The 14,282-nt window shown below is 57.5% G+C and carries 11 protein-coding genes; 1 reads left to right on the plus strand and 10 read right to left on the minus strand.

Annotated elements, in window-relative coordinates; translation table 11 throughout:
* Nucleotides 1–13: 13 nt before the first annotated feature.
* From recQ to ACSYSO_RS05945, 10 genes are all read right to left on the minus strand, one after another.
* Nucleotides 14–1,951, minus strand: coding sequence for a DNA helicase RecQ (recQ, locus tag ACSYSO_RS05900; protein ID WP_489760680.1), 1,938 nt, complete (start codon nucleotides 1,949–1,951; stop codon nucleotides 14–16).
* A gap of 195 nt (nucleotides 1,952–2,146) precedes the next feature.
* The gene (locus tag ACSYSO_RS05905; RefSeq protein WP_489760690.1) at nucleotides 2,147–2,956 is read right to left on the minus strand and encodes an ABC transporter ATP-binding protein; all 810 of its coding nucleotides are present in this window, start codon (nucleotides 2,954–2,956) and stop codon (nucleotides 2,147–2,149) included.
* 23 nt (nucleotides 2,957–2,979) lie between these two features.
* Nucleotides 2,980–3,777, minus strand: coding sequence for an ATP-binding cassette domain-containing protein (locus ACSYSO_RS05910; protein ID WP_489760681.1), 798 nt, complete (start codon nucleotides 3,775–3,777; stop codon nucleotides 2,980–2,982).
* Nucleotides 3,767–4,840 carry an ABC transporter permease gene (locus ACSYSO_RS05915; RefSeq protein WP_489760682.1) on the minus strand — a complete coding sequence of 358 codons (1,074 nt, stop codon included), beginning with the start codon at nucleotides 4,838–4,840 and terminating at the stop codon, nucleotides 3,767–3,769. The genes ACSYSO_RS05910 and ACSYSO_RS05915 overlap by 11 nt, the downstream gene beginning before the upstream one ends.
* Nucleotides 4,837–5,808 carry an ABC transporter permease gene (locus ACSYSO_RS05920; protein WP_489760683.1) on the minus strand — a complete coding sequence of 324 codons (972 nt, stop codon included), beginning with the start codon at nucleotides 5,806–5,808 and terminating at the stop codon, nucleotides 4,837–4,839. The genes ACSYSO_RS05915 and ACSYSO_RS05920 overlap by 4 nt, the downstream gene beginning before the upstream one ends.
* 28 nt (nucleotides 5,809–5,836) lie before the next feature.
* Nucleotides 5,837–7,519 carry an ABC transporter substrate-binding protein gene (locus tag ACSYSO_RS05925; RefSeq protein WP_489760684.1) on the minus strand — a complete coding sequence of 561 codons (1,683 nt, stop codon included), beginning with the start codon at nucleotides 7,517–7,519 and terminating at the stop codon, nucleotides 5,837–5,839.
* Between the two features lie 347 nt (nucleotides 7,520–7,866).
* Nucleotides 7,867–9,240 carry a tyrosine-protein kinase domain-containing protein gene (locus tag ACSYSO_RS05930; protein ID WP_489760685.1) on the minus strand — a complete coding sequence of 458 codons (1,374 nt, stop codon included), beginning with the start codon at nucleotides 9,238–9,240 and terminating at the stop codon, nucleotides 7,867–7,869.
* Nucleotides 9,241–9,485: 245 nt separating this feature from the next.
* On the minus strand, nucleotides 9,486–10,484 hold the full coding sequence (locus ACSYSO_RS05935) for a carbohydrate ABC transporter permease (protein WP_489760686.1): 999 nt from the start codon (nucleotides 10,482–10,484) through the stop codon (nucleotides 9,486–9,488).
* Between the two features lie 10 nt (nucleotides 10,485–10,494).
* Complete coding sequence (locus ACSYSO_RS05940) at nucleotides 10,495–11,421, minus strand: carbohydrate ABC transporter permease (RefSeq protein ID WP_489760687.1); 927 nt, start codon at nucleotides 11,419–11,421, stop codon at nucleotides 10,495–10,497.
* 14 nt (nucleotides 11,422–11,435) lie between these two features.
* A complete protein-coding gene (locus ACSYSO_RS05945; protein ID WP_489760688.1) occupies nucleotides 11,436–12,767 on the minus strand; it encodes an ABC transporter substrate-binding protein in 1,332 nt (443 codons plus the stop codon).
* Between the two features lie 218 nt (nucleotides 12,768–12,985).
* Here ACSYSO_RS05945 and ACSYSO_RS05950 point away from each other — a divergent pair, with 218 nt between their 5' ends.
* Nucleotides 12,986–14,224 carry an ROK family protein gene (locus ACSYSO_RS05950; protein ID WP_489760689.1) on the plus strand — a complete coding sequence of 413 codons (1,239 nt, stop codon included), beginning with the start codon at nucleotides 12,986–12,988 and terminating at the stop codon, nucleotides 14,222–14,224.
* Nucleotides 14,225–14,282: the final 58 nt, after the last annotated feature.

Below are 14,282 nucleotides of genomic sequence, written 5' to 3' on the forward strand. Positions count from 1 at the left end.
AGCGTCGCGTAACTTACTCGAACGAGCGCACAGCATCCATGAAACGTTCACCGTACAAGTTGAGCTTGTTCTCACCCACTCCATTAACCGCCAAGAACTGAGCGGAAGTCACCGGTTTGATACGAGCCATGTCGCGCAGCGTCTTGTCAGAAAAGACGATATACGGCGGTTTGCCAATCTCACGGGCGATGTCGAGGCGCAAGGCACGCAACCGTTGGAACAAAGTCTCCTCGTCCTCGCTGAGCGTCTGATCCGCAGACAGCGTATTTCGAGAAACAGCGTCACGAGCGCCATCATCCGTGTACGAACCGAATGCCGCGCCTGCAGACGCACTCCCCTTGCGTTCCACACGCTTGATCTCATAGTGAAATTCCGGCTTAGTGGTTTCTGCCGCGCGCGGGCCGAACATGACCAGAGGCAGACGCCCTTCGGAAATGGTGAGGAACCCGTCGGTAGCCATCTGATTAAGCACGTCCTTGACTCGCGCATCCGGTACCGCAGACAACATACCGAAACTCGGCACCTTGTCAAGCCCACGTTGCACCAAGTCCTGAGCGCGCGAACCGCGCAGCACCGCCACTATCTTGCCCGAACCGAACCGCTGCCCTAGGTCATGCACACAGCGGCTGATAGCGCGGGCCGTGTCGCTCACATCTATGGTGGCGAACTCGCTTTCACAGTTGGCGCAGTTGCCGCACTTGACAGATTCCCGCTCCTCACTCGTTGGCGAGTGAAGAACAGCAGCACCGTTTGGATCAGCGAAATAGGAGGTCATATAGCGATGCAGGCACGTCGTGGTGCGGCAGTAACCGATCATGGCGTTGAGCAGACGACGATGGCTGGCACGCACCACCTCCTGCTCTTGTGCACTCAGCCGCTCGTTGTTCGAATCCATATCCATCAACCGTCGGCGGGTAACGATGTCCGACTCGTTCCACAGCAGCGTGCATCGGCTCGGCTCGCCATCGCGACCGGCGCGGCCTGCCTCCTGATAGTAGGCCTCGATGCTTTCCGGCATATTGTGATGAATCACGTACCGCACATTGGATTTATCAATACCCATGCCGAACGCGTTGGTAGCCACCACCACCGGCACGCGATCGGTGACGAAATCGCGTTGAGCACGCTCGCGAGCATCTGCCGCCATACCGCCATGGTACGCAGCTGCGCGAATGCCTTGATCATTCAAATCAGCGGCAAGCTGTTCGGTCTCCTTGCGCGTTGCGCAATAGACAATGCCGGATTCATCGGCATGATTCGCCGCATAACTTGCTATCCACTGATTCTTGCGCTTGGTAGGCATGTTCATGATGTCGAAGTACAGGTTCGGGCGGTCAAAGCCAGTGACCGTGACTTCGGGTTCGTTCAATCCCAACAGCGCTACGATGTCCCGGCGCACGCGCTCTGTCGCTGTAGCGGTGAAGGCTGCCACCGTAGGTCTGGTGGGCAGCGAGGCAATAAACTCGCCAATGCCGAGGTAGGATGAGCGGAAATCCTGCCCCCATTGGGATACGCAGTGAGCCTCATCTACGGTGATGAGCGAAATCGACACACGCGCAGCAAAGTCTCGGAACCGATCGGTCTCCAGACGTTCCGGCGCCACATAGAGCATACGAATATCACCGCGCATTGCTTGGGCAAAGACCACGCTTTGCTCGTCGGCAGTCTGCGTGGTGTTGATGAACGCCGCAGGAATGCCTGCATCCCCAAGCGCATCCACCTGATCTCTCATCAGGGATATCAACGGTGAAATCACGATGGTCAGCCCCGGGAGCATGGTGGCCGGAACTTGATAGCAGACGGATTTTCCCGCGCCCGTCGGCATGACACCAAGTACGTCGCGGCCAGCTAATATCGCTTCAACCAACGCTTCCTGGCCTTGTCTGAACGAGTCGTAGCCAAAGTATTGCTTAAGCGCGGCGAGCGCAGTGCCGTGTTGCGTATCTGTCATGTGACCATTCTAAAGCGTCCTGTTGAGGAGGTGGGAGATATGCTCTAATAAGGAATCGTCCCTGCTGAAGGCAAAGCGTACGCACTGACGAACTTCAAAATGGCTATATCAAGCCGTTTTCGCAGTTTCACAGCGCCGCTGCAAATCATTCAGTAAGGGCGTAAACCCCCCATTGCGCACAACGACAACCTCACGTCATGAAACAGCGGCAATCAGCGCACGTGTGTATGGAGACCGCGGCTCTTCAAGCACCTGCCGAGCGCAGCCCTGCTCTTCCACACGCCCATCATGCAGCACCATAATGCGGTCGGCGATATGCTGCACCACGCCCAAGTCATGGGAAATCATGATCATCGCCATCTGCGGGCGCTCGGCACGAATGGCAGCGAACGCGTCCAGAATCTGCACGCGGGCAGCCACGTCAATCGCACTCATCGGCTCGTCAGCAACTAGGAGCCTCGGCTGGTTCACCACCGCGCGAGCAATGGCGACACGTTGCGCCTGCCCACCAGACATGTCTGAGGGATACCGGTTCATGAACTCTTGCGGATCCAAGCCCACCATGGTCAACGCACGATGAACCTGTTCCTCTCTCCATTCGCCCGGAGAAGTGCTCATCTCCCCAAAGGTCTCGTGATCTGCTGCGCTCCCCCGCGCCTTGCCTCCGGCATCATGTAGCGGTTCGGCCACACTCCGAGCCACCGTCCAGCGCGGATCCAGCGAGGAAAACGGGTTTTGAAACACCAACCCGCTGTACCGTCGCAGCGCTTGGTACCCGGCAGAGCGGCGTCCTTCCACCGGTTGTCCGTCGAACGTCACATGCCCATCGCTCGGGGCGTCCAACCCCAGCAGGATGCGACCGAGGGTGGATTTACCTGACCCTGACCCGCCAATAATCGCTAAACATTCGCCGCGGCTGACCGCCACATCGACCTCGTGCAAAGCCTCAACTTGGTGCCGTCCGCGGCCGAACGTTCTCGTGATACGATCCCCGATCAGCAGCATCTGCCCTGTTTCATTCGTTACCGTCACGACACATCTCCCGAACGTTCCGTATGCAAAGTGAGCACTCGAGCGGCGTCGACCAAACGTTGCGCAGCCGGCGAGGCAGGTTGTTCCAACAATGCTGCCGTCTCGCCTTCCTCGACGATGCGCCCTTCGTCAAGCACGTAGCAACGTGTCGTGGCACGGCGCAGCACGGAGAAATCATGGGTGATAAACAGCATGGATGCACCTGCATCGTCCACCAGTGACACCAACAGGTCAACAATGCGCCGTTGCGTCAACGCATCAAGCGCTGTAGTGGGTTCATCGGCCACAATGAGCCGCGGCGAAGTGACCAGGGCCGTGGCGATGCCGACCCGCTGCTGCTGCCCGCCCGAAAGTTCGGATGGATACGCTTCACCGGTCTGTTCGTCCAGTCCCACGCGCGCAAGCATGGTATTGACCCGTTCGTGCCGCTCACTGTCGGACAGATCGTAGTGCAACGTCAATGGCAATGCCACTTGGTGCTTCACACGGCTCACCGGGTTGAGTGAAGCTCCAGGATTTTGGAACACGGTTCCCACTGATCGGCCTCTCATGGCAGCCAATTCGCGCTCGTCAGCACCGACCACTTCGGTGCCTGACAGGTTGATGGAGCCGGAAACGCTCACATCAGATCCGAAAGGCAACAATCCCAACATGGCTTTGGCAATCATGGATTTGCCGGAGCCGGAGGAGCCGATGAGGCCTACACGCTCCCCCTCGCCGATGTTCATGTTCACATCACGCACGATAGGTCTGCCGGCAATGCTGATGTTCATGTGTTGGATATCAACAATCATCGGTATTCCCTCCTCTCGCATCCTGACCGTGTTTCTGATCAGCAGCATCCCGGTCTCCAGGCGTATGCGTTGTTGCAGTGACAGCCTCAGCCGTATGCGCAGCCTCAGCCTGAGCTGCAGTATCCGTCCTCATTGCCACAGGAGCACTCTCAGCCCTCAGTGCAGCGTTCGAGACCGGGTCAATGGCGCCACGCAGCGAGTCGCCGAACATATTAAGCGCCACCACCACAAGGGTAACCACCAAACCCGGCCAGAGCACGGTGAGGGGGAAAATGTTGATGAGCTTGACCGATGTGGCGAGCGAATGCCCCCAACTGGGCACGCCCGAAGGGACTCCCACCCCCAAGTAGGTCAGCCCCGATTCCGCAAGCACCGCAGTGCCAGCAGACAACGAGAGCTGCACGGTGAGCGTGGGAATGATATTGGGGAGAATATGGCGCATCAGCACCGAGAACCACGAGGATCCGGATGCCAGCGCCGACTGAACATAATCGGACTGTGCAGCCAGAAGCGCCGCAGGTCTGCATACACGAGCCAGATTGAGGCCGTACCCGATTCCGCAAGCCACCACAACCACCGTTATCGAAGCTCCCAACGGCACCGCGAGTATCAAGGCAATAAGCATGGTGGGAATGGAAATAAGAGCATCGACCACCACCACGGCCACGCTTGAAAGCGCGGTGATACGAGAGACCATCATGGCGATGAGCAACAGACCGAATGCCGCGGCAAACACTACCGACAGCAGGGCGATGAGCAGGTTGGTACGCCCGCCCGCCATCAGCCAGCTCAGCACATCCGCACCGGTGCCGTCCGTACCCAGCCAGTGGTCGGCCGATGGTGCCGACCAGACTCGGTACCCATCCGTAGCCCACAACGATTGCGGAGTCCAGACCAACGACACCAAGGAAATCACGATCCACGCACCAAGAACGATAAGCGAGAACTTACCTTCCCCACTTCTCCATACCGTGCGTATGACCACAGCCAACCAGTGCCACGCGCGCCTCACCGCACCGCTGACACCCTGCCGGGTACGCTGCCGATTGGTGTGATGAGTCATCGTGCCTCCCCTTCGCCGGCATGTCTGAGCCGCGGATCGAACGCACGGTGCAGCAGATCGACCAGTAATCCCATGAACAGGAAAAACGCCGCCAGCATAAACAGTTCGCTTTGCACTGCGAGCAGATCGCGATTGCCCAGGTCGGTGACCAGGCCAGAGCCGATACCCGGCAAAGCGAATAGATTCTCCACCACCATCACACCGGTGACCATGCCTGCGAACATAAGACCGGTGACCGATACCAGCTGCGGCAAGGCCAGACGAAACCCTACGGTGCGCACCGCTTGAGCTCGCGTGTAACCGCATGCCATCGCTTGATCGATTGGCCCGGATGCCATCGTATCCACCAGAGCCGAACGCGTGTAGCGCATCAGGCTGGCACCATCGATGATGCCCACCGTCAAAGCCGGCAATATCAGCGACGCCAAAGCCTGGCCAGGATGTGACCATCCATCTTCCGGAAAGCCTTGAGAAGGCAGGAAGCCGAATAGTCCTGTCCCTCGAGCAAACAGCAGAATCAGCAGCAGACCACCCCAAAGAGCCGGAACCGCACCACCCACAATGCCAATCACATGGAACCACGCGCGCGCTTTGGGGCTTTTCGCCATCGCCGACGCATACCCGAGCGGCAGACCGACAGCCAGCGCCACCACCAGTCCCAAGCCGATGAGCGGGAAGGTTACCGCGGCACGAGAGGCCACGGTGCTCCCCACCGATCGACCGGTAAGCAGCGAGGTACCGAAGTCGCCGTGCAGCAAGCCCGTCAGCCAAGCGGCATACTGATCCGGCAAGGAGCGGTCAAGCCCCATCTCACGGCGCAGCTGTGCAACACGCTCGGGAGTGGCGTTCAGCCCAGCCATGATTTGCGCCAAATCACCGGGCAGCACGCGCAATGCCGCGAAAATCACGACGGACAACCCCAGCAACGCCACGATAAACAAGGCGAGCCGGCGAATCACGAACCTCATGTCGTGCCAGCCTTTCTGTGAGTCTAGGCTACGCCTGTGCAGGCGTGTAGGTCAGATTCCACACCGGCAGCAGCGTCTGGTTGAGGTTGAGCGGCATACCCTTCAACCCGGCAACCATGGCGGTGGTGATGCGGTAGTTGAACAGCCAATCCGCCGGGGCATCGTCACTCACCAGCTGTGCCGCCTGCGCCAGAAGCCCGTCTCGTTCCTTGTCGCTATTGGCAGCCATCGCCTGGGAATAAAGGTCCCGAACCTTGGCATTGTCGTAGTTGTAGTAATACTTGGTGTTTACCCACTGCGAGAAATCATGGCTTTCGCTGTGGTCGACGAGCGAGAGGTCATAGTCTTTATTGGTGTACACATCCTGCATCCACGTAGAGAACTCGACCACGTTCACTTTCAGGTCAATGCCCACGGCTTTGAGCTGGCTGCGCAACTGGTCGCCGAGCTCGGTGCCGTACGTGTTCGCATATTCCAGCTTCAACTCAAGCGGATGGTTCTGATCGTAGCCAGCTTCCTTAAGCAATTGCCGAGCCTTGTCCGGATTGGGCTTGGAAACAGCGGCGCTGGTGTCCTTGTAACCGGGATCGAGAGAAGGTATGGGACCGCCCATGAGCTTGTCGGCTCCACCTCGTGAAGCGACAATGGCCTTGTGGTCTATCGCCAAGCGAATGGCCTGACGCACGCGAATGTCGGAAGTCTTGGCACCAGTGGAATTCATGGCCAGCACAAACTTATCGGTTCCCTCTCCCACATGCACCTCATAGTGTTTGGGGTCTGACGAGAAGGGCTTGGCAAGGTTGGCGGTGATAGGTGCCAACGCTTGCACGGAACCGGATTTGAGCGCGTTGACTGCAGCATTGTCGTCGGTGAAATAACGTAGGGTCACGGTCTGCGTTTGCGGCTTGTGGCTGCCCCAGTAGTGGGGGTTGGCGCTGAGTGTGAGGGAACTGTTGGCCACGAATTTCGACACTGTATACGGTCCGGAACCGACGGCCTGCGTTTTGGCGTCGTAGTGTGCATCCTTGTCGAAGACCAGACCGGGCCGTCCCGCCAGCACCCACAGCAGATTCGAGTATGGCGCACTGAGAGTGATCACGACGGTATCGTTGCCTTCTGCCTGTGCGTCTTTGAAGTTCTGAAGCGACTCTGCGTCATGGTAGTCGTTCTTCACCAGTTCGTTGATGGACCATGCCGCATCTTCGGCATCCAAAACGTCACCGTTCGAGAAGGTGATGCCATGGTTGAGATGGAACGTGTAGGTGAGACCATCCGCGCTTTTCTCCCAACTTTTCGCCAGACTGGGCACCACGTTATTGTCTTGGTCCCGAGCCACAAGCCCCTCATACACGTTGCCCACAAGAGCCTGGTCGAGCGCCGAGCCGGACTGATTGCGGATGTCGAGATTCGCTGGGGCAAGCTTGAGACCGATGCTCACCTCTTTGCTGGGTTCGGCCGTGTTCTGTGATGCCGGTTTGCGCGTCACGGCGAACACCGCAACGAGCGCCACCACCACCGCCAGCAGCACCCACAGCCAAGTGTGCTTCCTGCCACCCTTGTCTGTGCGTCCGTTGTTGGATCCGCCCTTGGATCCCTTTGCCTTGGCTTCGAGCGACGAGTCAGTACTTGCGCCGCCTCGCTGCTGGTCAGTATGTTCTTGCTGCGTTTGGGTTGCACCGTTGTTATCGTGTGCACCGGTTGAAGTTGCCATGATTCCTCTTGTACCGTGTTCTTGCCGCAGAATTGCACTCGTACCTACCCGAACACGGTGCAAGCATGTAGTCTTGCCGCCATGCCGAAGGGCACGATTGGTAATACCGCAGTGATGTGTTGTATGCTAGCCGCCGCGATGGGTCGTCTGCACTGCATATTGTATCGCGCACCTTGCCCCAAAAGTTACTCTTGGAGCAGCATATTTTGGCTAGAGAAGGCCGCGCGGCACATCTGTTGTGATATGTTGCGCCCGTAGAACACACACTCATGTATACGCTCGTGTGGAATGCAGCGAGGGGTCGTCCGCACGCTTGCCGACGACCCCTCGCTGTAAAACCCTTGCTTCTACCGGGTCTTCAGATAGTATTTGTTCTTCTCTTCGATGCTCTTGGACGTGTCCCCGTTGAACACGATGCCCAGCAGGTTGTCCTTGGCCGAGCGCAAAGTGTCCGCCGATTCCTTGACATCGTTGCTGTTCGACACACCTTTGCGAGTCACCAAAGCCACACCGTCCGCAACCGTAGCGTAGATGGCGGCGTCGCTGGAGACTTCCATAGGCGTGGCCTCGACAACCACAAAGTCGTAGTGGGAACGCGCTTGGTCAATCAATTCGGTCATCAGCGATGAACCGAGCAGGATGCTCGGACTATTGGGAATCTTGCCTGCAGGCAGGATATGAAGGTTCGGCTTCCAATATTTGACGATACCTTCACGCAGACGCACCGACTGGCGCAGCACGTCGGACAGGCCGGTCATGGTGGCCAGTTTCAAACGGTTCGCGACCGAGGGAGAACGCAGGTCCGCTTCGATGAGCAGCACACGACTTCCCCGTTCAGCCAGAGCGGCTGCGATGTTGATGGAGACAGTGGTCTTGCCTTCCGCCGGAGTGGCGGAAGTGACGATGAGCAGTCGTCCTGCCTCTTCCTGTTCCGTCTTGTTTTTCAGCGCGAACTCGATATTCGAGCACATGCTGCGCATCTCTTCACTGATCGCACTCTCGCCATGCGCCACAATGACCGGCTCACTGTTGTTGAAGCTCGGCGATTCCGGCACCACGCCGAGCACCGGGGTCTCGAGAAGCTGGGAGACTTCCTCAGCGGAATCAAACTTGGTACGGCGAATCTCCAAGACGAGGGCCACACCGATACCGGCAACGACACCCAGGAGCAGGGACAGCACAAAGTTCACCTTGATGTTCGGAGAACTCTGAGAGCTGGGCGGAGTCGCCTTCTGCATGGTCTGCAGTTCGATGGGGGACGCTTTTGCATCCTTCTTGTTCGCATCGTTCATGTGAGAGACATATTTCGCCAGATGCTCAGCCACACCGTTCGCGATGTTGGCGGCATCCTGTCCGCTCTTATCCGTCACCGTTATGTTGATGATCTGCGTTCCGGTCGGGTTGGTGACGGTAACTTCTCCAGACAGCCCGGCCCCAGACTTGCCAAGACCCAAATCGCTTGCCACAGGCCCCAAAACCTTTTCCGACTTGGCGATCTGCAAATAGTTGGCAACTTGCGAATTCATGTAGCTGGCACCGGTGCTCAGACTTTGCGCGCTCACATCAGCGGTCTTGTAGGTGGCAAGCAGCTGCGCGCTGGCGGTGTACTTGGACGGCATGATGAACGTAACGATCATGATTATCACGACCACCGCCACAAATGTGGCAATCACCGCTTTTGCATATCGCTTCAACGTACTGAAGAGAGTCCCCAGAGTCATTCTCCTATGCCTTTCAACCCAAAGCGGTACCCAACCACCCAAATTATTGTCTCAGCCAAGCCTACACGAAGAACTGCCCACAGCAACCCTTCTTCAGAGCTGCAGCGGGCAGTAATTCACCTCTCCACAACGCAACCTTGCCGTGTCATTTCACAAGGCCAAACGGGCTCCAACCAATCCACCCCGTCCTTTGCTGTTGCGCGCACGATCGAGAGGCACCATGGCGACACACCGCAGGAGTCCTGTCATTTCACTGCGCCGCGCATCACACCGCCGACCACCCACTTCTGAGCGAAGATATAGACGATGAGGATGGGAGCCATGGCCATGAGGTAGCTGGAGAATGCCATCGGGTAGTTGGTGGCAAATTGGGAGCTGAATACGTACTGCGCCAGCGGAATCGTTTGATTGGTCTGGTCGGTGAGCACGATGAGCGGCATGAGGAAGTCGTTCCACGCCCACAACGCGGTCATGATGGCGATGGTGGCGTTGATGGGCCCCATGAGCGGGAAAATGATCTTCCAGAAAATCTTCCACGTGCTCGCCCCGTCGATGCGTGCCGCTTCTTCAAGAGAGACGGGAATCGAACGGATGAATCCGGTGGCAATGAACAGGTTGGTCCCCAGGCCCAGTACGGTGTACAGGATGATGAGGCCGAATGGGTTGTCCAAATGCAGGGCGCCCATCTGCTTGGCCAGCGGCAGCATGATCACCGGGAAGGGCACGAACATGGCTGCGATGAAGAAATAATAGATGAACCGGAAGAACCGTTTGTCCATGTTTCTGGCCACCGCGTATGCCACGAAGGTGTTGGTCACCAAGGTGAGCACCACAGCCGCCACAGTGATGACAGCCGAGTTGAGTGCCGCTTTGGGGAAGTTCACCTTGGCGGACGCATCTGCAAAATTATGCCATTGCCAGCTGGTCGGCAAACTGAAGGTTCCGGCCTCGCCCGGCGTCTTCAGCGCCGTTACCACGGTGAAATAGAGTGGCACCAGCACCGTCAGTGAGAGCACGGCAAGAGCGGCCGTGAGCCACCAGTTGATGTTGTGGTCACGCCGGTGCACTCTCCTCTTCTTTGCTTTCCGGTTGCCCGGCCCACCTGCCGAAGCCGCGGCTGCATGTGGCTGCGTTGGTGATATCGGTGTGAACGATGGTGCTGTGCCCGCATTCATCGTCACTGATGTGGTATGTGCTGCCGAGACGGCTTCGTTTGTTCCGGTCGCGCTTGTGCTATCGGTCATCGTCGGCTCCTTAATCCTGCTCGTTGCGGTTGGAAATCTTGAGTTGCACAAAGGCGATAAGCGCCAGCACCACGAAGAAGAGTACGGCGTTGGCTGTCTGGTAGGCGTATTCGCCGCCGGTCAGACCGCCTTTCCAGATCAGATAGGTCACGGTCTCGGTTTTCGAGTCGGGACCTCCTTCGGTGAGGGCCACCACTTGGTCGAAGGTGCCGAGTGCGTTCTTCATGGAGAGCACCAGGTTGATGGTCAGGAAGGGCCCGATGAGGGGGAAGGTGACTTTCCAGAATTTCTGCCACGCGTTGACACCGTCAATGGCGGCCGCCTCGTAGATTTCGTCGTCGATGGTCTGCAGGCCGGCAAGATAGAGCAGTACCGAGTAGGCGACTCCCTGCCATACAGCCAGGAAGACTATAGGTATCCAAGAGTATTTGTCACTGGTCAGCAACGATTCGGAAAGCCAGCCTATGTGCAGCGCTTTGCCCAAAGCCGGCAGCGGTGTCATGAAAATGTACTTGAATACGTACCCGATGACGAGCACACCCAGCGTGTAGGGGATGAAATAGATGGCCCTGAACCCGTTCTTAAAGGCGATGCGACCGTTGAGCGCCACTGCCAGGAAAAGCGCGATGACGTTGATGAGCACCGTGATGACCACCGCGATGGCGATGGTGAACAGATAGGCGTGCCCCACCCGCCCATCCTTGAAGAGCGCGGCGTAGTTGTTCAGGCCGATCCACTTATAGTCGCCGTACCCTTGCGAGTTCGTGAACGAGTAGGCCACACCACGCAGGAACGGCACATAGAGGAAGATCGCGAAGACAATGACCGCGGGAACGGCCATCCAGTAATACGCCGGTTCCACTTTACGTTTGGAGAATGATGACTTGCGGCGGTGTTGCGCTTTGCCTGCACCGGTTTTCGCAGCTGTGTTTGACATGATGACCTCCCTTTCTACTCGAATGTCCGAGCTTGCACTTTGTCCCACTCGCTCTGCATCGAGTTGGTGAATTTATCGACGTTGCCGCTCGTCACCATGGTCTGCAGATAGCCGCCGATGTTGATGGACGAGGGGATGTAATGGTCGCAGAAGTCGGCCACGCGATTACTGGAGAAGAATTTCGAGACACCGGTCAGAGCAGGGTCGCCGAAGTGCGTCTTCTTGGAAGGCGTGATCGCGGCCTGTGCATCGGCATAGGTATTGAGTTGTCGTTCCTGCATGAGGAATTCCACGAATCGGCGGGCCTCTTTGGGATGTTTGGTGTTCGCGCCGATGGTGAGCATCACATCATCGCCGGCGGTCAGCACTTGTTCTTTGGGATCGTTGGTCGCAGGCATCTGTGCAAACCCGAGTTCCACGTCTTTGCTGATCATGGTAATCTGCGGTATCGCGTAGGTGCCGAGGGGAATGATGGCGGCCTGCCCTTTGGCGAAGTTCTGCGTGGCCTGCTGATAGGTCACGCCTTTATCCGCTGTGGAATATGAGAACAGATCGACCTCACGCTGTGCAGACTGGGTCCATATGGTTTTGAAATCAGTGCTTCCGTCTTTGAGCTTGCCGTATTGCGACTCGGGAACCAGTGTTCCGGCAAAGGATGCGAGAGGTGCTTGGGCGGTCCAGGAATCTGCAAGCGAGCCTTGGACGGGGTTGATGCCTGCTGCTTTGAATTTTTCGAGCATGGCAGTGAAGTCGTTCCATGTTTGGGGCGGATTGTCTGGGTCAACGCCGGCTTGACGCCACAACGCTTTGTTGTAGATGTATCCGGAGGCGTTGCCGGCATAAGGCAGACCGTAGAGGCGCTTCTTGGAGCGGTCTGTGGTCTGCACGAGGTTTTTGGCTATGGTGACCATGCCGGGGTTCAGTTCTTTGACAAGCGGGTCATCCGTGAAGTCATGAAATACGCCGGATGCGGCAAACATACCGAAACTAATGTCACCGTTGAAGGTGATAACGTCAGGCACACGGTTCTTGACGAAGCGGGTGCGCAGGTCGGTCTGCGCGTTGGCGGAGTTGTTGATACTGATTTTAATGTCCGGATTGTGGTCCTCAAACTCCTTGGCCATGGCTTTGAACTGGTCCGCCGCCTCAAACTTGTATTGGAAGAAGTCCAGCGTGACTTGGTCGCTCTTCGACGAACCGCACCCTGCCATGCCTAGGAGCACACCCATTGCGCATAGTGCGGATGCAACTTTAAGCAACGTCGCTCTGGCACGCCCTGCACTCCCGGCAGCTTTACCTGGCGAGGCTGCCCGCTCGCCTGAATCGAGATGAATCTTATTGCCCATCGCCAAGCTCCTTCGCTTATCTGTGACCGCGGCAGCTACACCGCAATGCCTCGTTCTAGATAAGCATGAAAGATTTATGTTTCCCACCTGATGAGTGTCTGCATGACAGCACAATTAAAAGCGCGTATTTTAGATGCGTAAGGAAAGTAATTCTTCCCGCACGAGAATACGCGCCGGCGATTCAGACGCCGCACACCACACACGCAGGCAGGAAACTTATGAACACCGACACTTCGATATATCACTGGTTTGAGGGTTCCGATTCCACTCACGAGGTGGCGCGCACCATCGCCCAGTACGGCCCGATCTCTCGCGCCACGCTCTCACGCATGCTCGGTCTCACCCAAGGTTCACTCTCGCGCATCACCTCTGATCTGCTGTACCATAAGGTCATCGAGGAAGCAGGGCCCGAGGCGGAGCCGGCGATAAGGAACGAATATGCCAGCCACGTGGGCACCATGCAAACCGAGGAAATGCAACGTATACCAGCCTATGACCGCACCCCCTCCACCAAACGCGGACGCCCACAGACGAACCTGCGCCTGCGCGCTTCGCAACGTTCGTTCATCGGTGTGAACATACACAACAACGGCATTACCGCCATCGCTACCGACGCTTTGTGCCATCCACTCAGCTCCGCCTTGAACGAACCGTTGCCGGACTGCGATCCGCACGCCGTAGCCAGCCAGATTGCCTCTCTTGCCTTGCGTTGCGCCCAGCAAGCCGGCATCGCCCCGTGCCTGCTCGGCATCAGTCTTGGCGGTCATCCCGTCGAGAGCAGTACCGTCACCTATGCGCCGTTTCTACATTGGGATAGAGAGGTGAAGCTCGCCGATATGGTGCAACAGCAATGCGCCATACCCACCTTGGTGTTCAATGACCTTGATTCACTGCTCCTATATGAAAGCTGGTTCAGCGAAGGTGTGGGCGTACCACGTCTTGCTTTGGTCACTGTCGGATCCGGCGTGGGGTACGCGCTGTGCGAGAACGGAAAACCGGTGAGTCCGAGCGACAAAAGCTACGGTCTGGTGAGCCACGTACCCATCGACCATGAGGGGCCGATGTGCTATGCCGGGCATGTGGGTTGTTCGCAGTGCCTGACGACCAACTCCATTGCCACGGAATATTCCGAGATGATCGGCATCACCTCCAGTGCCGATGATTTCTTTACTGCATTGCACGGCGAATCACCGCAGGCGCGCAAGCTGCTCAACAAGCTGTGCTTCCGCTTGGGCACATTCATTGCGGTCATGGCCAACTTTGCCATGCCGTCCAAGGTGTTGGTCAGCGGTGAGATATCGTTCCTGGCCCACCAGAATGCCGAGTCGGTGCGCCGCGGCATCAACGCACACCGCCCCACGCAAGCGTCTCCGGTTGATTTCAAGATTCTCGACTGTTCATGGGACCAGTGGGCACAGGCCGCCGCGGCACACGCCATAACTACGTACATTAATTGACACACGCACTCGCGGCGCATTGCCTACTACCACAAAATTCGGGGTTTGCGCAATATCA

This window comes from Bifidobacterium sp. ESL1130, assembly GCF_058507935.1.